We start from the raw sequence: 22096 nt of genomic DNA, 5'->3' as shown, positions 1-22096 counted from the left end.
GAAACAAATATATTGAACTATTTTCAATTAAACTCTAAGAACTGCCATAGTCTGAGTTGAAGAGTACCGATTTAAATTTAAATGGGTTCAGAGTTCATTATTTTCATAAAAGAGTTTTTTAAATCCGTAAATTAGCATAGTAAAAACGATACAGATGGCTATTGTCCCCACTTTTAAGAGTGATCTTTCAAACAAGGAATTCCCTTTGATGGATAAGATCTCTGGAAAAACAATTCGAAATCCAATTTTAGCATTGATGCAGAATGATTTTCCGAATTTTTCGAAGGAGCAATCACTATCCGTTTCAGAACTAAATTTATATAGGCAAAAATACATTTCAAGCTATTTATTGAATGAAATAGGGGTGCTTTCGAATATTGAAAATAAAGTTAACGATGAATTAAAAGAATATGATTCTTTAGTTAGCACAATTGAAGAAAAAGTAGAACCCCGAACTTTTGGACAGATTATAGCAGATAAAGTGGCTAATTTTGGAGGGAGTTGGAAGTTTATAGTTCTGTTTGGGATTTTTATTCTACTTTGGATTTCAGCAAATATATATATTCTTTACAATAAAGGATTTGATCCTTATCCCTTTATTTTATTGAATTTAATTTTATCTTGTATTGCAGCATTGCAAGCTCCAGTTATTATGATGAGCCAAAACCGCCAAGAAGAAAAAGACCGTGACAGAGCCAGAAGGGATTATATGATCAACTTAAAATCAGAACTTGAAATTAGAATGCTTCATGAAAAACTGGACCATTTAGTTAGACATCAACAAGAACAATTAATAGAAATTCAAAAAATACAAATTGAAATAATGAATGATATTTTGAGCAGCATCAACAAATAGATGAGTTGAAATGTGAAAAATCGAAGCGATTTAAAAGTGTTTGTAGAAGTAACCAGCAATCATAAAAAGTACATTAATAAGCGCTACAACCAGAATAAATTTTTGAGAGACAACTCCTTTATAAATTAAATGAAAACCAAGAAGGCTTAAAAATAAGAGGGAGGTAAATAGGGCAGGATACATTTGGAAAGAACCGTTAAAATCCCCTTTTAAAAGCAATAGGAATGACCGCTGAAAACCACAGCCCAAACACTCCACTCCGAAGAGTGTTTTACTTAAACAAGGAATCATATATTTTTCTAAATCCAATGGTTTTATTTTTTTTACAATTTACAAAATTTCAGTAAAGCATTTAATAAAAAAGGGAGCCAATTTTAAATTTATTACATTTGGAATCTGATAGGTAAAGAAATGAAAAAATTAATAATTCCAATGATGATTGTGGCAATACTTGTTGCTTTCTTTGAACAGGTAAGTGCCGAAAAAAATGTGTATATAACTGTAATTGCAATTGCTCTTTTTATGTTTGGCATGATGCAGTTGAGTGCTAAAACGCCGAGTAAAAATCAAGATAATCAAGATAAAGAAGAAAAAGATGTTTAATAAAGGAGACAAAGTTTCAGTGCTGGACGAAGCTATAAATGGAGTGGTAGTATCTGTCAAAGATAAAGAAGTTACAATAGAAACAGAGGATGGATTCATGATGACATTTTTTGTCAACGAATTGCTTAAGACGAACGATACCAGTAACTTAATGGATTCTATTAGAAGGGTTAATAGAGATGAGGTAGAAAAAGAAAAAGCAATCCCAAAACCGAGGAGTTTTGTAAAAGAACGCAAAGACAAGCACGAGAGATCAGCACCAGAATTCGATTTACATATCGAAAAATTGGTGCCCAATAAACAAGGCATGTCAAATTATGACATTCTTACTTTGCAATCTGAAACAGCCAAACGTCATATCGAATTTGCGATTCGCAACCGAATTCCAAAGATTGTTTTTATTCATGGTGTTGGCGAAGGAGTGTTAAAAGCAGAGTTGGATTTTTTATTAGGTCGCTATGACAACATTGCTTTTCAGGAAGGTAATTATCAAAAATATGGTCAAGGTGCTACTGAAGTTTTTATTAAACAAAATAGTAAATAAAGCACGTTAAATTCATAAAAAAAAGTCCCGTTTGTGATTTCAAACGGGACTTTTTTTGTGCTTATTTTTTACTAATATCTGTGTCTTAATTAGTCGTCAACAAATCACCGTAGATAAAATTATCACCCAATAAAAAATCGCTATTTCCTTTCTTTAATGTTACTTTTTTAAGCACAATTGTGTGCTTGAAAGCATTGGGTCCATTTGTAGTTGTCGTTACTTCGATAATACCGCTGACACCATTTACACCACTTACGGCGTCCCATTGTTGGTTTATTGTGGGTGTGGCAGGTATTGTTGTCCCGCAAAAATAATCGCCTGTCAGGGGAACTCCTGTAAATAATCGATAAGTAAGTTGGTTTGAGGTCGTACCTATGACTCCAGTTCTTGGGCTGTTTAAAGGGGTAGCTACATTAGCAATCAAACTTGGGTCGATATTTAAAGTTAACGCTTCACTGCTGGTATGATTATAAATCAAATTAGAGGAGCTGCATTTTTCTACTGTTTTGTCAAAAAGAAAAGGCAAAGAGTTAGAAGTTGTTACATAATCTCCAAAAGGGAAAGTTTCATAAACTTGCGTTCCGTTGCTTTTTGCAAAAGTGATGTTTTTAAAAACGATGTTATGATTGTATCCCGTAATTCGGGTACTGTTCTCCGTCGTGTTTAATGTTTTTATCGCTGTTGTAAATATTTGTATTTTTCCTGCTGTTGCAGTCCATTGATCGGTTACGATGGGTATTGCAGGAGCTATAGTTTCACAGATGTTGTTATTTGCTACCACACCGTTATAAAAGCGATACACCACGCGGTTACTACTACTGATATCTATTGTGGTTGGTATTCCTACTACTGAAGGTTCGTTTACAAAAGAAGTTGCCGGAATTTCAAGTAGCAAAGCTTCTTTTTCTTTTATTTTGAAAATAATGTCATTTGTAGTACAACTTTGAGTTGTTATATTTTCGAAGTTAATGTCTTCTTGAATTAAATTACCATCATCACAACCATTTAATACCAAAACAAAAACCAATAGGCTTAAAACTCTTTTCATCGTAAAATATATTTTTACAAAAATAGCTAAAAAAATGACAATTGATATTGAACAATACACAATTGATATTTCATAACTTTGCAGTAATGAAAAAAATATACCTCGATAACGCATCAACGACAGCCATAAGACCTGAAGTTATTCAAGAAATGACAAAAGTAATGGTAGAAGATTTTGGGAACCCTTCGTCAACGCACAGTTTTGGGCGAAATGCTAAAAGTGTTTTAGAACTTTCTAGGAAATCAATAGCCAAGCAGTTGAATGCTGCTGCACAAGAAATTATTTTTACGTCCTGTGGAACGGAAGCCAATAATTGGATCCTTCGCTCTGCTGTAGCAGATTTGAAAGTAAAACGCATCATCACTAGTAAAATTGAGCATCATGCCGTTTTATATACCGTGCAAGAATTGCAAAAAGAGTTTGATATTCAGGTAGACTATGTTACAGTCAAGCCAAATGGAGAAATAGACATCACAGATTTAGTGGAATTATTAGCACAGAATCATAAAACTTTAGTGAGTTTAATGCATGTTAATAACGAAATTGGAACTGTTTTAGACTTGAATAGAGTTGCACCAATATGCAAACAATACAATGCGCTATTGCATTCTGATACAGTTCAGTCCATTGGAAAGAAAGAAATTGATTTACAGGAACTACCCATTGATTTTTTGGTAGCCAGTGCCCATAAATTCCACGGCCCTAAAGGGGTTGGATTTGCATTTGTGCGAAAAAATTCAGGATTGCAGCCTTTGTTTTATGGAGGAGAGCAAGAAAAGGGATTGCGAGCCGGAACGGAAGCAGTACACCAAATTGCAGGAATGGCAAAGGCTTTGGAACTTTCCTATGCTAATTTAGATGCCGAAAGAACTCAGATTTTCGAATTGAAAAAGTATTTGATGGAACGACTTGAAATTGATTTTCCTGGTTTTATGGTGAATGGAAGTCAAGATGGTTTTTACAATATGTTGAACGTTTTGTTGCCTTTTCCTAAGGACAAAACTGCTATGATTTTATTTCATTTAGACATGAAAGGGGTTGCGGTATCCAGAGGAAGTGCTTGTCAGAGCGGGAGCATCAGAGCATCACATGTATTAGCTGAAATGCTTTCGGATGAAGATTTAAGAAAACCAAGCTTACGCATTTCATTCAGTCATTACAATTCGAAAGAGGACATAGATTTATTTATAGATGCTTTAAAAAGTATTTAAATGACAAAATCCTTCTTGTAAACTGCCTCAAAAAAGTTAGATACTGTTTGGGTAAGTTTACAAGACGGATTTTTTTAAACTGTTATATTTTCATCGAGGACTGCTTCTTTTTCTTTCCTTTTTTCTTCCAGAATTGTTTTTTTCTTTTTAGCTGTTATCATTAAACCCAGCATCATAATAATCGCAGTCATCAGGATCACTTGAATAATTAATGATTTGTTAACTAACAATATCGAATGCTCAGGAGCGATACCTAGGAATAGTAAGATGGTAATAAGTCCTCTAGGCGCTACAAAAAGCAAAGGAAACAAAGGCATTCTAGAAATTTTTAGCTGAACGAAACGCAAAAGAAATAGAATTGCCACAATTCCTACAGCCCAAATAATCGTATCTGGATTTATAATTTCAGCCGTTTTGATTAAATAGCCAAATAATAGAAAGAATAGCGCTCTAACCAAGAAGGTAGCCTCAATTATTAATTCTTTAAATTTAACAACCTCCTTGTTCAACAAATCAAGTCTAAATTGCTGTGTCCATTTATAATGTCTTAATTCATCTAAATTACCAATCGACAATCCAAAAACTAGGATGAAAATAAGTGCCGGTAAATGGAATATTTTTGATATTTCATATATCAATATAATTAGCAGCACAATTGGCACAAACTTAATATGGTGTTCAATTTTATTTAGAAGAAAGGACAATAATATCGTTGCTACAAAAGAGATTGCAATTATAATTAATATCTCTAAGCAAAAGTATCCAAATGTTTCTAGTCCGAAGCTAGTGTTATAGGCAATGAAATTAAAGAAAACCACTCCAAAAATATCAGATAAACTACTTTCATAAATAATGAATTCTTTTTGACTCGAAGTCAAGTTTCTTACGCTTGGAATCGCAATGGCGCTGCTAATTACACAAAAGGGAATCGCATTTATAAGACTAGATCTAAAGGAATAGCCTCCATAGTAATGCAATAAATAAGCAAGGGAAAACGCTAAAACAATCAAAGGAAGGAAAGCGCCAATAGATGATTTTCTTATCAGTCCAACTTTAGATTTGTTGAGTTCGAGCTCTAACGATCCTTCCAATACAATAAGAATAAGTCCAATTGTACCTAATACAGGCAAAGTAGGGGAAAGATCTGGTAGATTTATATCAAATAAATAGGTTACTTCTCTAACGATCCATCCTAAAAGTAATAATAGTATAACTGAAGGTATTTTTGTCCTTGATGCCGTAAGGTCAAATAAGTATGCAATAAGCAACAGTAGACAAAGTGAAATTATAACTGTCATAGAAAATTAATTATATTTTTTAATTTTTAATGGTTTCCACAAGCGGTAATGGAGATCTATTTTTTGTAATATAATACATTAGCGGGTCAAATCACAAATATATTTTTATATTTAAAAATATATTTGTGATTTAGCATTCTTTTTTTAGGCTAAAAGACTGTACGTAAATGCTCTATTTTTTAATTTCATCGGCCTCTTATTTTTTATAAAGAACGAAAGGGAGTTACAATGCTACATGTTTTTCCATTATTAATCGAGCTTTAAAAAAACACAAGGTTGACTCAGCGCCTTGATTTATATTGATGTGTTTGTCTTCAAGGCCATCATAAGAAGCACCATTTTCGGGGTTATACATAATTTGTTTCAGATGATTGTTACCTAAAAACCAAACGAAAGCTAACTTTAATTGGTCTTTGTATTTTGTGTTTTTGGTTACATCGTTAAACAAATCTAAAGCAATAATTGTAGTAGCCACTTCAATAGGTTGTTCTCCGTAAAAACACCTTTCGTTTTCTTTTTTAAACCATCCTCTGTTAGAGATCACTTTAAGTTGTCCTTTCATGAAGTAGTGGGATAACAGAAAGTCAAAGGTAATTATGGCTATTTTTTTATATTTCATCTTTCCAGTAACCAGATAACTATACATCATCGCCTCTGGTAACACATTATTAGCATAGGTCATATAGTCTTCATACCAACACCAATTTACATCTGAATTAATATGATAATGGCGCAATAATTCATCTGCCAGTTTTTCCATCTGTTTCTCAATTTCATCCTCTTTATAGACGGAATAATAATTATAGAGCCCTTTTAAAGCATAAGCTATGGCTCTAGGTGAACTAAAATCATCGATTCTTACAATTGCGTTATCCCAACATCTTTTTGCTCTTAAAACTATTTCAATTGGAAGCGTTTCTTTATGTGCTAGGGTCGTTCCCAGACTCCACAAAGCTCTTCCGTTGGCGTCTTCCAGATTTACTTCATAATTTTGCGCGGTCAATACGTTGTTATAGTCTTTGTAATTGTCAAACCAGCCATTTGGTCTTTGGATTCCTTCTATGTAACTTAGATAGGTATTTGCCAATGATAAGGTTTCGTCGTTAGGCTTATATTTATAATACATAACCATATTTATTAATGCTCTTGCATTATCATCCAAAGTGTATCCTGATTCGGGATCAGGTTCGCTAAATTTAGAAAATTGCAGTATGCCATAATCAGTAGTTAAGTTTTTAATATGATCTAACTTTATCGGTGGAAAGCAGAAATTTAAATTTTCTTCTTTTGTTGTCAATTGATCAAATAGCAGTCTGTATTGGATTGCAATATTTCCCCAAGAGGTGACATGTGATTGTGAAAAAGCATTTTTGCCCATACTAACCCTTTTCTCCTTATTTTCAATAAGCCATACTATTGCTTCTTTAAACTCTTCAGAATCATCAAATTTAGTTAGTAGAACCCCTGTACTTTGTGCTAACATTTCAACTGCATGGGGAATTGGCGTGGAAATTACGGTACAGCCGCAGCTCATAGCATAAGCAAAAGTTCCGCTCACAGCCTGGTTAGGATCTTTGGATGAAAATAAATAAATATCGGATAATGTCAAATATTCTAATAGCTGTTTCAATTCAACGTATTCATTGATGAAAAGTACGTTATCTTCTAAATAGAGATCTTTCACAATTGTAGCTAGTTTTTCACGGTATTTTTCCCCTTCTTTTTTGATGATTTCGGGATGTGTTTTTCCAATTACCAAATAAAGCAAATTGGGATGTTTTTTTGCGATTTCAGGTAAAGCGAATAATGTTGTTTCAATATTTTTATTCTCACTGATCAATCCAAAAGTGGATAACACAATCCTATCGGAATAATTGTAGCGCTCTTTTAATTTTTCTTTTTGTTCCCATAACACATTGTGGTTGCCGTGGGGAATTACTTGAGTTTTTGAAATGGGACAGTTATAATAGTTTGTCAAAATCTCTTGCGATTTTTTGGTAAGGACTATGATGCGGTCTGAGAGATCGACGATTGCGTCGACTATTTTTTTTCTTTTTTCATCAGGATTAGGGAGTGCAGTATGGAATATTGTAGCAATGGGTTTATTTAAAGCCAGTATAAAGGCAAGTATGTAATCACCATATTCACCTGCAAAAAGTCCAAACTCATGTTGGATACAAACAAGACCGATGTCTTTTCGTTCATTTATTTGTTCTGCTACAGACCTATATTCATCCAAGTTAGCAGCTGGTAGGGTATAGGTTACTTCCTGAGGGTATTTGTATTCGACGCCATTATTTTGTAAGGCACATACTTCAACGGAAAGGGTATCTCCGAATACGATTTTTACGGCATTAACGATATCATTTGAAAATGTTGCCAATCCACACTCTCGAGGTGGATAAGAACTTACAATCAGCATTTTTAATCCTTTCTCAAATCTCATGGTAATATTGTATTTAAGGTTGTTTTCTTAATTCACCAAGCAATTCGGGGAGGTTTATTTTAGCGACTGCAATATGCGTGTCAGCGGCGCCGTAGTAGATATAAAGGTCATTTTCAAATAATGCAGAACCAGTGGGAAAGACAACATTATTCACAATCCCCTCTTTTTCCCATTTTTTTGTTGGCGAAAATAGAGGGTATGGCAATCTCGACAGTTCCATTTCAGGTTTGTCCAAATGCATTAAAGCAGCCTTAGCATGATATACTTTTCCGGTCGTAGTCTCCTGTACACCATGATAAATTAATAACCATCCGCAAGGAGTTTCAATGGGAGGGACACCACCTCCTATATAATTCATTTCATAAGGATCTTTAGGATCCAGAATAATATGATCTGTGAGATGCATTAGATAATCCTCCCAAAAGGTTTTGGTTAGGTCTTCCCACTTGTCAAACTTAACGATTTGAATTCCTGGCCAAATTCGATGTAAAAGAACAAATTGTCCGTTTATTTTTCTTGGAAAAAGTAGTACATCTTTATCGCGTAATAAACGGGTTTCATCACTAACTAACCCAATTTGGGCAAAAAGGTTATAATATTGGTGGTATTTCGGATTTAATTTGGAAGTATTACACTTATTGACATAACTTTCATATTCCTCATAGTTCACGGTAGGTGTGATTATTCCATGCTTTTCAAAATGAATTAAATCTTTGGAAGTGGCTAATGCTCCCATAGCATTTATTCCGTCATAAGCAGTGTATGTGATGTAATAGGTATCTTCAATTTTTACAACTCTCGGATCTTCGGCTCCTTGTTTTTCATAATCAAATTCCCTCAAAAGAAGAGGCGTTTCCATTCTTTCCACTATTTTGGTCGGTCCGTCCATTTTTGCATAGCCTATGGTAGATAAGTTCCCTTCCTCTACGGCCCGATATAAAATATGGACTGTATTTCCATCCTGATAAATACCCGGGTTTATAACGCTGGTATTTTCAAATTCTAAATTGGTAGGGCTTAGAATGACCCCTAATTTTTCTATTGTAATCATGATAGATTATTTTGTAATTTCTGATTCAATATCTTTTTTATGCTATTTTTTTTGTTCCTTTCTTTTTTCTCTTTCTAACCTTCTGAAGTATCCTCGAAAGAGAAAATTATGTTTTAAAGCTTCTAGATTTTCGTTTAGTTTAGCACTAGATTCAGTGACGTTAGTCATTGTAGAGTCAATTTTATTTACAAGTTTAGGATCATTAGAAAGATAATTCAAAGCCCCTTTTCCATCTTTTATATTTAGAATGGTTTTGTTTAGATTAGTCACTACTTTGTTTATTTCTACAGTTGAATTATCTAAATTACTTACGATTGTCTTTATGCTATTGGCAACAGCCTTATCATTTAAAACACCTATTACATTGTCCTTGTTGTTCATCGATTCAAGAAGTCTATTTAAATTTTTAGTAGCATTTGCTGTTTCTCTTCCCGATATTTTTAAGTAACGCATGGTCTCTTTTAAATCTTTGGCTATTTCAGCATCATTTAATAAAAGTCCTACAGTTCCTTTTCCGTCATTAATTTCTTCGGTGATGATGAGTAAGTTTTCAGTAAGACGCGCTGCATTATTATTGGTTTTATTTAGGGTATTCAATAAGTCGTCTGTACGAATGCGATTTACAGAGCTGATTTTATCACCGGGTTCAACAGGAGATTGAGTTCCTTTTCCCGGCAGAATGTTAATGATCATACTTCCAACTAAGCCGTCTGAACCTATCGTGGCAACTGCATCTTTTTTTATGTGTTTAAAGATATCCTTGTCAATAATCATGTCCACTTTGATGTTTGTGTCATTGATCATTTCAATGCCGCGTACAGTTCCTACATTTACACCGGAGTAGCGCACATTATTCCCTATTTGTAAACCATTTACGTTATCGAAAATAGTCTCTAAATGACTTGTTTTTCCAAACATTTTTTGTTTATCGCCAATTAAATAGGTTGCTAAAACAAAGATTAATAACCCAATTATTACAAAAAGGCCTAATCTTATTTTTTGTGAAGTCGTTTTTTCCATATCTATACTTATTTAAAGAAAGCTTGTATTTTTGGATCTGTTGAAGTTGATAATTCATTAAATGTGCCTTCGGCATAATTAATACCATCGACTAGCAAAATCATTCTATTCGAAATCACTCTGGCGCAATCAACATCATGGGTGATGATTACAGCTGACGTATTGTATTTTTCCTGAATTGATTTCATCAATATTAATATTTCTTTGGCTGTGATAGGATCTAATCCTGTAGTCGGTTCATCATACAGAATGATCTTGGGTTGCAGAATTAGTGTTCTTGCCAAGGCAATCCTACGCTTCATTCCACCTGAAAGCTCGACTGGCATCAAGTTTATAGTGTGCGCCAATCCTACATTTTCAAGGGCTTCCATCACTAAGGCAGTAGTGTCCTTTAGAACGCCAAATTTTTTAGTGTGACGGCGCAATGGAAATTCTAAATTTTCTCTAACGGTCATGGAATCATACAGTGCACTTCCCTGAAAGAGAAATCCAATTTCAGTTCGAAGCTCATCCAAGGTAGAACGGTCGAGTTCTTCAATTTTTTCTCCCATAACCATGATGGAGCCGCTATCGGGTCTTTCCAGTCCAACAAGACATTTTATCATTACGGATTTACCAGAACCTGATTTCCCCATTATGACTAAATTCTCCCCTTCATATAAAGTCATATTAAAACCATTTAAGACATGATTGTCTCCATAGCTTTTTTTTAAGTCTTTGATCTCTATAATAATATTTCTATTTTGGGTTGTTGTATTCATAATTAGTTATAAATCATAAAATATATCAGTAACAAAAACAGCGATAAAATCAATAACAAAAAGGAGCATAGAGGTATAAACTACTGCAGAATTAGCGGCTAGACCAACGCCAGCCGTTCCTTTTTTGCAATAATATCCTTTAAAGCACCCCACCAGTCCTATGGCAAATCCAAAAAAGAAGCTTTTAATTGTGGCTGGGATAAGGTCTCCAAATTCCAAAGCGTTAAATACCTGATTGAAATACAATAAAAAAGACACATGTCCTTTTATATTTTCAACCAGATACGATCCAAAAAGAGCAATAGCATCTCCGAAAAAAACGAGTATGGGAAGCATTAAAGTAGTAGCCATTATTCGAGTAACCACCAAGTACTTGAATGGATTAGTACCAGAAACTTCCATCGCATCAATTTGTTCCGTAACGCGCATAGACCCTAATTCAGCACCAATACCAGAACCAATACGTCCAGCACAAATCAAAGCGGTAATAATAGGGCCTATTTCTCTAATTATCGAAATACTGACCATCGAGGGCATCCAGGAAACAGCGCCAAATTCAAGTAAAGTAGGGCGTGATTGCAAGGTAAAAACTAAACCTATTATGAAGCCAGTAACGGCAACCAGCAATAAAGAGCGATTACCCATATAAAAACATTGGCGAAGAAACTCTTTAAATTCGAATGGACGTCTAAAAGACTCTCTGAAAAAGCGAGCGGCAAAATAGGAAAGTTCCCCCATTTCAAGCAAGAAAGATTTAATCAATTCGATTATTTTAAAAATAGCATTCATAGATGTCATGCATTAATTTTCCAATACGTAGCTACTCAAATATACGATTATTCTGCTGATTATCAGTCATTATTAATGTTGTATAACTGATTTTGAGATGATTTAATCGGGATAAAATGCTTGTTTTGGAGATAATTAGTAAATGCACTCTTGTAAAAAGACAAAAAAAAGTAGTTAGTAATAATGGCGAACTAGTTTTTTCAGTATTCAAACACATATGAAGCCCAAAAGACTTACCTAATCTAGTTAAGTATGGTTGACTCCAATTTATTTAAACGACCATCAGAACAACTTTGCTTAATTCCATAGTAATGGCAAGTGTTTTTAGTTTAGAGAATTAACAAATCGCTGATGTCAATTCGGTTACTTTCATGCGGAATCGTGTTACAAGTAATAACTTCCTTAGCACCAGATTTTTTTATTTCCTCAAAAGCATTTTTTGCAAATACAGCATGTACGCCAATACAGATAGGGGGTTTCATTCCACCATTTTTCAAATGACAGATGGTTTCAATCATGGTTCGTCCTGTCGAAATGATATCATCAACTAAAACAGGAACATAATCCTTGTATTTATCAAGATCGGGTATAGATACTTCTACATCACGGTCCCCATGACGAATCTTATCTAAAATGATATAAGGAGCATTGGCATTTTTTGCCACCTCAGCCACCCATTGCTCACTTTCGCCATCGGGACCAATCAAAATAGGTTTGTCAATGGTATATTTTATCCAGGCTGAAATATGATGAGCTGCATGGGATATTGTTGTAGGGATGCTGTAAATTTCAGATAGAGAACTTCTTCGATGTAGGTGCGGGTCAATCGTAATTAAAGTATCTGCAAATCCAGAAATTAAATTTGCAAAATAGGTTGAGGTAACACTTTCCCCAGTATTGAAGGCTTTATCCTGACGCATGTAAGCAAGGTAAGGAGCAATAAGGCAAATACTTTTGGCACCAAATTCTTTTGCGGTCTTCGCCAAAAAGTAAAGCGGTAACAATTTAGTGTCCGGTTGATCAAGCGTACAAACTAGAAATACTTTTTTATCTTTCACATCCGATATAATCCGAACATAGGTTTCTCCATCAGGAAAAGAACGGATTTCAACAATTCCTTTTTCGCCCTTCTCTTTTTGAATAAGTATTTCTGTCAAATCTTCATTACCGGGTAAAGCAAAATATATTTTTTTCATGATGTTTATTGAATTAAAATGATATCCTCTTCAGATTTCATATAATCTATCGAGTATTTCAGCTCGCCTTTTGTTTCTGAATAAATACAGTACAATACATCACCCGTTTGCACTTTTGTATTCAAAGGCGTTTTCAGTAACACCCCTGCTTTGCTATCGTGCGGGGCACCTGCAAGTTTTGCGATTTTCGCAAGTCTTCTGTTATCAATTTCAGTTACAATACCTGATTTTTCAGCTTTTACATCTTCTTTATAAGGGGCAAACTCAGGTTCTTTAAAACCACCTTGCGCTTGGCATATTGCCATAAATTTTGCATATGCTTCTCCTGATGAAAGAATTTCCTTTGCAAGTTGTAATCCACTTTTGTTTTTTGTGCCATTTACCATTTCAATAATACTCGCCGCAAGAAGTAATGATTTATTTCTTAAATCTTGTGGTGCGTCCTTTTCGTTGCGCAAAACACTCAAGACATCCATCGCTTCTAGTGCAGGACCAATTCCTCTACCAATAGGTTGCGAACCATCAGTAAATAGCACATTTACATTAATACCCATTGCTTTGCCTACGACATTGAAGTAATATTTTAGTTTTTCGGCATCTTTTTCTGTTCTTACTTTTGCAGTTTTTCCTATTGGAATATCAATAACTACGTGTGTCGATCCAGCCGCAATCTTTTTTGATAATACGGAGGCAATCATTTGACCCTCACCATCGACATCAAGTGCTCTTTCCACACGTATTAAAATATCATCGGCGGGGCTCAGCTTTATCGAACCACCCCATACAAAGCATCCGTTTTCTTGTTCGACTACTTTTTGAATTTGTTTGATGCTGAGATCTATTTTTGTCATAGTTTCTAAGCTGTCTGCGGTACCTGCGGGAGATGTAATTGCGCGAGATGAAGTTTTGGGTATCGTAAGTCCAAAGGCAGCTATGATAGCCACGACGATGGGGGTTGTTCTATTCCCGGGAAGTCCACCCACACAGTGTTTATCGACGACGATTTTTTTATTCCAAGAAAGTCTTTGTCCTGAAACTACCATGGCTTTGGTGAGTCCTATGATTTCGTCAATACTGAGGCTGTCACCACCACAAGCCGTAATGAATGCTGCAATTTCAATGTTAGAATATTCACCTTTAACAATATCGTTTATAATGTTTTGTAAGCTCTCATAGTTCAGTTCTTGACCATACATTTTAGCTCTAATACTTCTCATGGAGTTAACGGGCTGAACATGCGAAAAACTAATTTCGTCTCCTTCTTTAGCGTTTAAGTCACCCCATGCACTTTCAGACAATCCCGCTTCTCCAGGGTTCAAAATTCCATCATTAATAATGTATAAAGTGGCTATTTTAGATTTCCCTTTTACTGTTACTAATACTCTATTCAGCGCTTCAAATCCTTCTGATATACAAATATGGCAATCTTTACGCATGAAAACGACATGTTCCCTTTGGGTGTCAATACCAAGGTGTACTAATTTTAACGTATTGAAGGGAGTATTCATAAAAAAGAGGAGTTGATAGCTATGTTAGTTAAAAATTTAAGGCTTTTTTTAAAGATATTACCGTATTATTCTAAGTAAATACCAATCATTTAGATAAAAATTAATCAGTAATGCGAGAAAGAGTTAAACTCTTTTAGTAATTTATATAATTGATGAGAATTAATTTTCATACAAGCGCAACCTATTTCTGACATTGACTAATTCCTTTTGCAGTGCATCTATTTTTTGAAGTAAATTAAAAACAACGTCTATTCCTTCTATGTTGACATCCAATTCCTGATGCATCCGAATCATTTTTTCTATTTCATAGATAGAATCCTGATGTATATATTGTACCTGTTCCACTGTTTGAATCTCCAATAATCCAAGTTCACTTAGATTGCTAAAGAAGGTCAGTTCTACTTTATAATGGGTAACTAATGTGTTTAAGGGAATGAAGTTTTCTATGTTCATAAGGTTCTTAGCTTAGAAAGTTCAGTGAATAATTCTTTTTCTTTTTCAGAAAGACTTGTTGGAATTTTTATTTCATAGGTGATGTAAAAATCACCAAATTGGTCTTCCTTTTTATAAATAGGAAATCCTTTTCCTTTCAGTTTAACTTTGGTTCCATTTTGAGTTCCCGACGCTACTTTCAGTTTTACCTGTCCGTCAAAAGTATCGACGGTAATGTCACCTCCCAAAATGGCTGAGTACAAGTCTAAAGCTACAGTCGCATAGAGGTTCTCTTTATCTCGTTTAAAAGCAGTGTGATTATCGATGGTAAAAGTGATGTATAAATCTCCTTTTGGGCCACCTCCAGATCCTGCAGCCCCATGTCCGGTAATTTTTATAACCTGACCATTTTCTACTCCTGCAGGAATAGTAAGTCGAATGTTTTTGCCATTAATGGTTAGCGTGCGTTTATGAGTAGTGTAAACATCTTTTAAGTCAAGATGTAATTCGGCATTAAAATCTTGTCCTTTAAATTGCGCAGTACGACCACCGCCACCTCCTCTTGCGGAGCGCCCGCCAAACATAGATTCAAAAAAATCTGAATAATCCGCACCGCCACTAAAACCACCTCCATAATCGGCTTGTTGTCCACTTCCTTGGTATTGCTGCTGCTGTCTTTTCGATTGTTCATACTGGTCCGCATGTTGCCAGTTTTCTCCATAGGCATCATATTTTTTACGATTTTCGGCGCTACTCAATACTTCATTGGCTTCATTTAGTTCCTTGAATTTTCTTTCGGCTTCCTTGTCGTTTGGATTCAAGTCTGGATGGTGTTTTCGGGCCATTTTACGATACGCCTTTTTAATCTCAGCTTCCGTTGCCTTTTTATCGACCCCTAATACTTTGTAATAGTCTATAAATGCCATTTTAGATTGTTTTCAATTACTATTTTAGTTATTGATATTCAATAATGCTTCCTATTATGCATGTTAAAAGCAAACGGATAGTGGATATCTTGTTGCTATCAAATTTACTCAATTTTTAGATGACAAATTGTAATAAAATGTTTTATTTCAGTTTATTACTGGAGTAATATGTGGTTTTCTATTATAGATTAATTTTTATTTTAAAATAATTCTGACTGATGGAAATGATTTTTTAAGATTTGGAATAGGGGACTATTTTATTCTGAAATCTCTCGATTTATTTTCCTGAAATCTACAGGCCTTAATTTTACTAAATTATAAAAAGTGTTGCTAAAAGTAGCTGGACTATTGTACCCTGATACATAAGCAATCTCACTTATTGACATTTCGGTTTGTAATAGTTTCTCCATACTGCGAATAATTCGAGTGAGTTTTACATACTGCAAGAATGAAATATCCAAAGTGTCTCTAAATAAGCGTGAAAGACTTCGACTGCTAAAACCAAATAGTTGCGCAACTTCTTTTAAAAGTAAAGGCTGGTCTAAATGAAGATGAATGTGTTTTAAGATTGGACTTAACCTTTCGTTTGTTGTAGTCGGAAGAACTACAGGTAGCGGGTTTTTACTAATCTCTGCAATAATGGTTCCTAATGTTTTAATATATTGGTATTTGCTTTTTTCTTTTTTGAAAATATTCTCACTCCAATTTTCTGTGAATAGGATCATTTCCATAATCAAATTTGATGCAGGATAGATACCCATTTTCGAATAAAACTCATTACTATTTAAAATATGAGTTGGTATATAAATATTTCGTATTATGCTTATCGGTGTTTTTAACTCTATAAAATGTTCCATGCCCGCAGGAATCCATACATAATGTCTGGCAGGCAAGAAATAAGAATTATCATTTGTCTTTAGATAGGCCACACCGCCTTCTACATAAGTTAGTTGATGTTTGTTGTGACTGTGCATAGCCAGACGCTCTTCAATCTTAGTATGATATATATAAGTAGTCTTTGGGTATTGGTTTACTTTTTCTAAAAAACTTAGCTCTTTTATCATGAATATGAGATATTTGTTAATTTGGCTCAAATTAACAAATAAATGGCTTAATTGACAAAATAAGACTTTAAAATATATCCCAATTTTGTATTTTAATTTAAGAACTCAATATGCATTTTAATTGTTATAAAATAATACTGCCTTTATTCTTGTTTATGCTCTTATCAGTACAAGCGCAAGAAGTCCGTATAGATAGTATTCCCATTTCTTTAGAAAAAGTTTGGGCAAAAGCTGCTGTAAACAGCAAGGAAATTAAAATGAATCATTTGCATACACAGTCAGGAGCTGAAGCTGTAAAAAATGCCAGGAGCAAACAATTACCTGAAATAGGTTTTAATGCTAACTATGGCAAATTAGCCAACATTCCCATTTTTAATAACGGAATTTTACAACACGCAGATTATATTCCGTTAGAAGACCATTCCATTTATGGAGCTACAATAGCTGCTTATTTTGATATTTATAATGGGCATAAACTGAAAACAAACATCCAAAAAGAAACGGTCAAACAAAAGTTGTCTCAATATATAGAAGAGGAAACAATTGAATCTATTCACTATCAAGTGGCTCAAGCTTATTTGAAATTGCAACTATATTTACAATTTGAAAAATTAGTAAAGAAGAATATTTATCAAAACGAAGAACGCTTAAAACTAATCCAGAAATTACATACCGGAGGAGTGGTTTTAAAAAGTGATGTGCTTCGGGCGCAGCTGCAATTGTCTAAGCAAAAAACATCTTTAACAGAGATTCTTAATAATGCGCAATTAGCCATGCAGGAATTAAATATCTTCATGGGAGAACCTGATGATCAAATTTTAAAACCTATAGATATTATCGGTTTTCAAGAAGATCAAAAATTAATGGGCTATGATGATTATATAGATAATGCTATAAACAAATCGCCATTACAGAAGATTGCAAAGCAAAAAGTAGCCTTAAGCAAATTAAATGTAGAAGGATTAAAAGCAGATAAATTGCCTAGAATAGGTTTTTTTGGAGATTATAATTATTCGTACCCACAAATCAAGTTGTATCCATATGCAAATGCTCCGTACCTATTAGGAGTGGTAGGAGTAAAGTTATCATATACTATTTCGTCGATTTATCATGATGTTCATAAGGACGAAGAAGCTAAAATAATATATGAAGAACAAAAAATAGCTCAAGAAAACGTGCAGGATAATTTGCGTAAGGATATCAATAAAGCTTACAAACATTATGTTGAAGATCAAGAAAAGATTGAAGAGTCACAATTGAGTATAAAACAAGCTACAGAGAATTACCGTATTCTCAACCAGACTTATTTTAACCAATTGTCTTTAATTACTGATTTGCTTGACGCAGATGCTCAATTATTGCAAGCACAATTCGAACTTATTTCTGCTCAAATCTCAGAAAAGTTACACTATTACCAACTTTTAAAAAATACAGGAAACCTATAATTATGGCGACAATAACAGAGAAACACGAACGCATTGACAGGATTACAGTGAAGATTACCTACGGTATTGCCTTTTTAGTATTGATTGTATTATTAGTGTATGGCGCTTATGCCTTAGTGAAAATGTATCGATATGAAGAAACTAATGATGCGCAGGTAGAAGAATATATTAATCCAATTTTAAGTCGTACTACCGGTTTCGTGCAAGAAATTAAATTTAGAGATCATCAAATAGTCCATAAAGGAGATACCTTGATTGTAATAGACAAAAATGAAACCTTGATGCAGTTGCAAGAAGCTGAAGCCGCTTTAAGCGCAGCTAAAGCCTCTTTTTTAGTCCTTGAAAGTAATACTGTAACAACAACTAGTAGTGCATCAGTGAGTGAGGCTAGTATTGCTGCATCGAAAGCAAAGTTGTGGCAACAAGAACAAGAATTTAAGAGATATAAAAAATTATTGGACGAGGAAGCAGTCACTCAGCAGCATTTTGAGGCGATAAGAACGAGCTTTGAAATTGCAAAATCAGAGTATAAAGCAGTTCAAAACACCTATAAAACTGCTAAAGGGAAAATAAATGATGTTGATTCTCAATTAGCAGTAGCAAGTGCAAATGTTCAGCAGAGAGAGGCTATCATAGCTACTATAAAACTTAATTTGACTTATGCTGTTATTACAGCTCCTGCTGATGGAATTATGGGTGATAAAACCATACAAGTGGGACAACTAATTCAAAAAGGACAAACCATAGGTTTTATAGTAGATCAGGATCAAGGGAAATGGATTGTGGCTAATTTCAAAGAAACTCAAATTGCAAACATGAAAGAGGGTCAGAAAGTAGAAATTAAAGTAGATGCCTATTCAAAGGAAACATTTCATGGTAAAATACAATCTCTTGCTCCAGCAACAGGGTCTCGGTTTTCGCTTTTACCTCCTGATAATGCCACGGGTAATTTTGTTAAGATTGTGCAACGATTTCCCGTACGAATCCTTTTAACTGATGCAGTAGAAAAAACAAATCATCTTCGTGCGGGAATGAATGCTGAAGTATTGATTCCTAAATTATAAACTTGCATGAATCAGTCTTCAAATATATTTAAAAGTTGGGTTCCCAAATGGCTTATTAGAGTTATTATTTTTTTAGTAATTCTCCCTGCAGCATCGATGCTAGCGGGCTATATTGGTGGGATTACAAGCGCAGCTAGTTATTATGGGCTTGATCCCACAGATATTCAATTTTCAATGGTTTTATATTATGTAGGGATTGCCAGTTTTTTTCCATTAGAAAGAAGGTTCTTTAGTTATTTTGCTTCCAAAACTTATTTTTTAATGAGTGTTCTATTATTTACAGGGATTAATTTGCTTTTGTACAGTACTCAAAATGCATTGCTTTTCTTTGTTTTACGTTTTTTAGGTGGGGCTATAACAGTTGCTATAATTGGAGTGACACTAAATTTATTATTTTCTCAATTTCATTCTGAGCGATCTAGAGTATTAGGTTATGCTGTTTTTTATGGAACTTTACTTATTTCTAATGCTTTTACTTACTTGTTTGATGCTTACATATTTCAAAATTATAACTTTAATGTATTGTATTTAGCAATTATTTATGTTCAAATTCCCGGCGCTTTGTTACTGTTCCTTTGCCTTAAAACAAATATACGTTTACATACTAAAAGGTTTCCATTGCTTAATTTAGATTGGAAGAGTTTCTTGATTTATAGTTCTCTATTATCATTAATTGCCTATGTTATTTTATATGGTCAATATTACAATTGGTTTGAGAGCATTCGCATTTGGATCTGTATCGGAACAATCATGCTATTGTTTGCAACTTTTATTTTGATGCAGAAAAAAAAGAAACGACCGTTTATAGATTTAAGCATATACGAATTTCGCAATTTTAGAATAGGAGGGCTGCTGCTTGTACTATATTATATTTGTAAAGGGGATTTAAGTGTCGCTAATTCATTTTTGTTTAACCAAATGGGGTTAGATACTTTTCATTATGCTTATGTTATGTTTTTTAATGCTTTAGGTATTCTTGTTGGTATTGCAATAACAGCTCGATTTCTTTTAAGGAAACGCAATATGCGGTTAATTTGGCTTACTGGATTTGCATTTTTACTGCTCTATCATATTCAAATGTTTTTTGTTTTTGGCTCCCAAGCCAATGAAGAAAGTATTTTATTACCTTTATTTTTTCAAGGAATGGGAAATGGAATTTTAATGCTTTCTATTGTGATGTTTACCATTTCATCTGTGCCAGAATCCAAAAGTTTTTCAGCCTCATTAAGTGGTGTTTCTTTTCGATTTTTTGCTTTTACAGTAAGTTTAGCACTAATTTCATTTATGAATCTAAGACAAGCAAGTGTGCATTATCATGCATTAGGGAATACGGTTACCAGTCTAAACTTTGAATCTAATAAGCGATTACAATTGTATGAAAATTTGGCTCTTGCCAAAGGTGCTTCTGCAATGAAAGCTAAAGTTATGGCTAAGGGATTATTAGGTAAAGCAATAGCAAATCATACGAATATGCTGTTTGCAAGGGATTACTATTATTTTATGGGGATTGTGATATTCTTTATTATGCTAGGTATTGCATTAATTCCTCATTTGCATTTTCGTTTTCGAAAAATTGGAGCTAGACTCATTCCAATCTAATAAGAAAGTAAGACATACATTAAAAGGAATATTTTTACATCTATATGATTTTTAACGTATCATAGTTTAAATCCCGTTTCTTTTTTAAATCAATAAGAAATGATTTATAACCAATGAATTCCGTGTCTTTTGGGTTGATCTGCAAAACAAAATTGATTTTTCCAAGCAGGTGTTCTAAAAAGTTCCTTTGGTTAATTTCTCTGTATTCCCGATGTTGATCAATTCCAAATTTTTGGATGTAATACATGGCTTGTCTTAATTCATTACGTTTGTGAAAAACGACCTGTGGTTTTTCATTAACCACAATGCCGGTTACGGTTTGGCGGCTGCCGGGAGTCATAAGTTTGGTTTTGGCAGTGTTAATGTTGAAATTCATTTTTTTAATGATTCCGTTTACTTTATCAAAAAGTTCTTTTTCATCGAAATCGCCTGAAAAACTGAGATCATCAGCATAGCGGGTGTATCTTATTTTTCTTTGAATGCAATAGTCAGCAATCAGTGCGTCAGCCTCAATAAAAATTAAATTTGAAAGGGAGGGACTGGTTGGGGCACCTTGTGGCAAAGTGCCATCACGAGTACATAGTTTAGCCAGCAAATCAGAAACGCTTTTAGAATAACCTAATTCAATAAAGATTTTCTCGATACTATCTATGGTAATGGATGGGAAAAAATTTTCTAAATCCAGCGTAAATACTTTCGGCTGGTTTCTATGAAATTTCAAATTTTCGATGAGACTTATATTTGGTTTGTAGGCCTTGGCGAAAGGACTCACCGGAATATTATACAAGATATTTTTTAGAATCCAATGCTGAATTTCTTTCAAACTGGGCAATGGTTCTGATATGGGTCTTTTTTTACCGTTTCGTTTAACAATTTCAAAATCACGATAAAAGTATTTAGTATGAAGAGCGGCTTTCTTAAGATATTCCTTTTTGTAGCCCACTAATACTGACAAATGGGACGTATTGTAAATTACAGGAACATCATTGGAAAATAAAGGTGCCGCATAATCCAAACAGCGTTTAATATTCTGTTCAGAGTAGCCTCTTTTTATAGCCTCGTTGGTGAAAGTGTCTTTGTAGTTTGAAAAATCCATAGCCTTAAAATCGTTAATGGAGTGAGGACTTTTATGTCTCTCACTCCAATTAGGAATACGGGTTTAAAAGGTTCGGAGCTCTGCGGAGGATCTTTTAAACCCAGTGCTTGAAAAAGCATTCAATTACAGAACAGTGACT

The 22096-nt window shown here is 34.1% G+C and carries 21 protein-coding genes; 7 read left to right on the top strand and 14 right to left on the bottom strand.

What is annotated here, in order from left to right; genetic code table 11:
- Positions 1 to 154: 154 nt before the first annotated feature.
- Positions 155 to 856, top strand: coding sequence for a DUF1003 domain-containing protein (locus BMW63_RS09030; protein ID WP_074723137.1), 702 nt, complete (start codon positions 155 to 157; stop codon positions 854 to 856).
- Between the two features lie 30 nt (positions 857 to 886).
- Here the strand turns inward: BMW63_RS09030 and BMW63_RS09025 are convergent, their stop codons facing one another.
- Positions 887 to 1165 (bottom strand): DUF2752 domain-containing protein, encoded by a 279-nt coding sequence (locus BMW63_RS09025; protein ID WP_074723136.1) that lies wholly within the window; start codon positions 1163 to 1165, stop codon positions 887 to 889.
- Between the two features lie 102 nt (positions 1166 to 1267).
- On the opposite strand from BMW63_RS09025, the gene BMW63_RS09020 reads away from it, so the two are divergent.
- Both BMW63_RS09020 and BMW63_RS09015 read left to right on the top strand, forming a co-directional pair.
- Positions 1268 to 1459, top strand: a complete 192-nt coding sequence (locus BMW63_RS09020; protein WP_074723135.1) for a hypothetical protein — start codon at positions 1268 to 1270, stop codon at positions 1457 to 1459.
- Positions 1452 to 2003 carry a Smr/MutS family protein gene (locus tag BMW63_RS09015; RefSeq protein WP_074723134.1) on the top strand — a complete coding sequence of 184 codons (552 nt, stop codon included), beginning with the start codon at positions 1452 to 1454 and terminating at the stop codon, positions 2001 to 2003. Before BMW63_RS09020 ends, BMW63_RS09015 begins: the two co-directional genes overlap by 8 nt.
- A gap of 85 nt (positions 2004 to 2088) precedes the next feature.
- On the opposite strand, the gene BMW63_RS09010 is transcribed toward BMW63_RS09015, so the two are convergent.
- Positions 2089 to 3051 (bottom strand): hypothetical protein, encoded by a 963-nt coding sequence (locus BMW63_RS09010; protein ID WP_074723133.1) that lies wholly within the window; start codon positions 3049 to 3051, stop codon positions 2089 to 2091.
- A gap of 86 nt (positions 3052 to 3137) precedes the next feature.
- On the opposite strand from BMW63_RS09010, the gene BMW63_RS09005 reads away from it, so the two are divergent.
- Positions 3138 to 4262, top strand: a complete 1125-nt coding sequence (locus BMW63_RS09005; RefSeq protein WP_074723132.1) for a cysteine desulfurase family protein — start codon at positions 3138 to 3140, stop codon at positions 4260 to 4262.
- 74 nt (positions 4263 to 4336) lie between these two features.
- On the opposite strand, the gene BMW63_RS09000 is transcribed toward BMW63_RS09005, so the two are convergent.
- From BMW63_RS09000 to BMW63_RS08950, 11 genes are all read right to left on the bottom strand, one after another.
- On the bottom strand, positions 4337 to 5560 hold the full coding sequence (locus BMW63_RS09000; RefSeq protein WP_074723131.1) for a cation:proton antiporter: 1224 nt from the start codon (positions 5558 to 5560) through the stop codon (positions 4337 to 4339).
- Positions 5561 to 5783: 223 nt separating this feature from the next.
- Positions 5784 to 8006 (bottom strand): glycosyltransferase, encoded by a 2223-nt coding sequence (locus BMW63_RS08995; RefSeq protein ID WP_074723130.1) that lies wholly within the window; start codon positions 8004 to 8006, stop codon positions 5784 to 5786.
- Positions 8007 to 8019: 13 nt separating this feature from the next.
- The gene (locus BMW63_RS08990) at positions 8020 to 9057 is read right to left on the bottom strand and encodes a glycoside hydrolase family 130 protein (RefSeq protein WP_074723129.1); all 1038 of its coding nucleotides are present in this window, start codon (positions 9055 to 9057) and stop codon (positions 8020 to 8022) included.
- A 42-nt stretch (positions 9058 to 9099) separates the two neighbouring features.
- Positions 9100 to 10077: an MlaD family protein gene (locus BMW63_RS08985; RefSeq protein WP_074723128.1), complete on the bottom strand. Its 978-nt coding sequence runs from the start codon at positions 10075 to 10077 to the stop codon at positions 9100 to 9102.
- 8 nt (positions 10078 to 10085) lie between these two features.
- Positions 10086 to 10838: an ABC transporter ATP-binding protein gene (locus BMW63_RS08980; RefSeq protein ID WP_074723127.1), complete on the bottom strand. Its 753-nt coding sequence runs from the start codon at positions 10836 to 10838 to the stop codon at positions 10086 to 10088.
- Positions 10839 to 10844: 6 nt separating this feature from the next.
- Complete coding sequence (locus BMW63_RS08975; protein ID WP_139174224.1) at positions 10845 to 11636, bottom strand: MlaE family ABC transporter permease; 792 nt, start codon at positions 11634 to 11636, stop codon at positions 10845 to 10847.
- Positions 11637 to 11956: 320 nt separating this feature from the next.
- Positions 11957 to 12823: a ribose-phosphate pyrophosphokinase gene (locus BMW63_RS08970; protein ID WP_074723125.1), complete on the bottom strand. Its 867-nt coding sequence runs from the start codon at positions 12821 to 12823 to the stop codon at positions 11957 to 11959.
- Between the two features lie 5 nt (positions 12824 to 12828).
- Positions 12829 to 14331: a thymidine phosphorylase family protein gene (locus BMW63_RS08965; RefSeq protein WP_074723124.1), complete on the bottom strand. Its 1503-nt coding sequence runs from the start codon at positions 14329 to 14331 to the stop codon at positions 12829 to 12831.
- Positions 14332 to 14490: 159 nt separating this feature from the next.
- Complete coding sequence (locus BMW63_RS08960; RefSeq protein ID WP_074723123.1) at positions 14491 to 14784, bottom strand: chaperone modulator CbpM; 294 nt, start codon at positions 14782 to 14784, stop codon at positions 14491 to 14493.
- Positions 14781 to 15689: a DnaJ C-terminal domain-containing protein gene (locus BMW63_RS08955; RefSeq protein WP_074723122.1), complete on the bottom strand. Its 909-nt coding sequence runs from the start codon at positions 15687 to 15689 to the stop codon at positions 14781 to 14783. Before BMW63_RS08955 ends, BMW63_RS08960 begins: the two co-directional genes overlap by 4 nt.
- Positions 15690 to 15946: 257 nt before the next feature.
- The gene (locus tag BMW63_RS08950; RefSeq protein WP_074723121.1) at positions 15947 to 16753 is read right to left on the bottom strand and encodes a helix-turn-helix domain-containing protein; all 807 of its coding nucleotides are present in this window, start codon (positions 16751 to 16753) and stop codon (positions 15947 to 15949) included.
- 155 nt (positions 16754 to 16908) lie between these two features.
- Between BMW63_RS08950 and BMW63_RS08945 the strand changes: the two genes are divergently transcribed.
- The 3 genes from BMW63_RS08945 to BMW63_RS08935 are packed head-to-tail and all read left to right on the top strand — an operon-like array spanning position 16909 to position 20861.
- The gene (locus tag BMW63_RS08945) at positions 16909 to 18198 is read left to right on the top strand and encodes a TolC family protein (protein ID WP_245744925.1); all 1290 of its coding nucleotides are present in this window, start codon (positions 16909 to 16911) and stop codon (positions 18196 to 18198) included.
- Positions 18199 to 18200: 2 nt separating this feature from the next.
- Positions 18201 to 19262 (top strand): HlyD family secretion protein, encoded by a 1062-nt coding sequence (locus tag BMW63_RS08940; protein WP_074723119.1) that lies wholly within the window; start codon positions 18201 to 18203, stop codon positions 19260 to 19262.
- A 6-nt stretch (positions 19263 to 19268) separates the two neighbouring features.
- The gene (locus tag BMW63_RS08935) at positions 19269 to 20861 is read left to right on the top strand and encodes an MFS transporter (RefSeq protein ID WP_074723118.1); all 1593 of its coding nucleotides are present in this window, start codon (positions 19269 to 19271) and stop codon (positions 20859 to 20861) included.
- A gap of 40 nt (positions 20862 to 20901) precedes the next feature.
- On the opposite strand, the gene BMW63_RS08930 is transcribed toward BMW63_RS08935, so the two are convergent.
- The gene (locus tag BMW63_RS08930) at positions 20902 to 21957 is read right to left on the bottom strand and encodes a reverse transcriptase family protein (protein WP_083380406.1); all 1056 of its coding nucleotides are present in this window, start codon (positions 21955 to 21957) and stop codon (positions 20902 to 20904) included.
- Positions 21958 to 22096 lie beyond the last annotated feature (139 nt).

Origin of the sequence: Flavobacterium frigoris, from assembly GCF_900111075.1 — a bacterium.
GTDB classification, from domain to species: Bacteria; Bacteroidota; Bacteroidia; order Flavobacteriales; family Flavobacteriaceae; genus Flavobacterium; species Flavobacterium frigoris.
The sequence above is the reverse complement of the archived record's forward strand: the minus strand, read 5'-3'. Positions and strand labels throughout refer to the sequence as shown.

Bases quoted from the DNA above. Each gene is read 5' to 3' on its own strand.
- BMW63_RS09000 (WP_074723131.1), bottom strand. From the start codon at position 5,560: ATGACAGTTATAATTTCACTTTGTCTACTGTTGCTTATTGCATACTTA.
- BMW63_RS08950 (WP_074723121.1), bottom strand. From the start codon at position 16,753: ATGATAAAAGAGCTAAGTTTTTTAGAAAAAGTAAACCAATACCCAAAG.
- BMW63_RS09010 (WP_074723133.1), bottom strand. From the start codon at position 3,051: ATGAAAAGAGTTTTAAGCCTATTGGTTTTTGTTTTGGTATTAAATGGT.
- BMW63_RS08945 (WP_245744925.1), top strand. From the start codon at position 16,909: ATGCTCTTATCAGTACAAGCGCAAGAAGTCCGTATAGATAGTATTCCC.
- BMW63_RS09030 (WP_074723137.1), top strand. From the start codon at position 155: ATGGCTATTGTCCCCACTTTTAAGAGTGATCTTTCAAACAAGGAATTC.
- BMW63_RS08960 (WP_074723123.1), bottom strand. From the start codon at position 14,784: ATGAACATAGAAAACTTCATTCCCTTAAACACATTAGTTACCCATTAT.
- BMW63_RS08940 (WP_074723119.1), top strand. From the start codon at position 18,201: ATGGCGACAATAACAGAGAAACACGAACGCATTGACAGGATTACAGTG.
- BMW63_RS08995 (WP_074723130.1), bottom strand. From the start codon at position 8,006: ATGAGATTTGAGAAAGGATTAAAAATGCTGATTGTAAGTTCTTATCCA.
- BMW63_RS08990 (WP_074723129.1), bottom strand. From the start codon at position 9,057: ATGATTACAATAGAAAAATTAGGGGTCATTCTAAGCCCTACCAATTTA.
- BMW63_RS09015 (WP_074723134.1), top strand. From the start codon at position 1,452: ATGTTTAATAAAGGAGACAAAGTTTCAGTGCTGGACGAAGCTATAAAT.
- BMW63_RS09020 (WP_074723135.1), top strand. From the start codon at position 1,268: ATGAAAAAATTAATAATTCCAATGATGATTGTGGCAATACTTGTTGCT.
- BMW63_RS08970 (WP_074723125.1), bottom strand. From the start codon at position 12,823: ATGAAAAAAATATATTTTGCTTTACCCGGTAATGAAGATTTGACAGAA.
- BMW63_RS08935 (WP_074723118.1), top strand. From the start codon at position 19,269: ATGAATCAGTCTTCAAATATATTTAAAAGTTGGGTTCCCAAATGGCTT.
- BMW63_RS08980 (WP_074723127.1), bottom strand. From the start codon at position 10,838: ATGAATACAACAACCCAAAATAGAAATATTATTATAGAGATCAAAGAC.
- BMW63_RS08975 (WP_139174224.1), bottom strand. From the start codon at position 11,636: ATGACATCTATGAATGCTATTTTTAAAATAATCGAATTGATTAAATCT.
- BMW63_RS08985 (WP_074723128.1), bottom strand. From the start codon at position 10,077: ATGGAAAAAACGACTTCACAAAAAATAAGATTAGGCCTTTTTGTAATA.
- BMW63_RS08955 (WP_074723122.1), bottom strand. From the start codon at position 15,689: ATGGCATTTATAGACTATTACAAAGTATTAGGGGTCGATAAAAAGGCA.
- BMW63_RS08930 (WP_083380406.1), bottom strand. From the start codon at position 21,957: ATGGATTTTTCAAACTACAAAGACACTTTCACCAACGAGGCTATAAAA.
- BMW63_RS09005 (WP_074723132.1), top strand. From the start codon at position 3,138: ATGAAAAAAATATACCTCGATAACGCATCAACGACAGCCATAAGACCT.
- BMW63_RS08965 (WP_074723124.1), bottom strand. From the start codon at position 14,331: ATGAATACTCCCTTCAATACGTTAAAATTAGTACACCTTGGTATTGAC.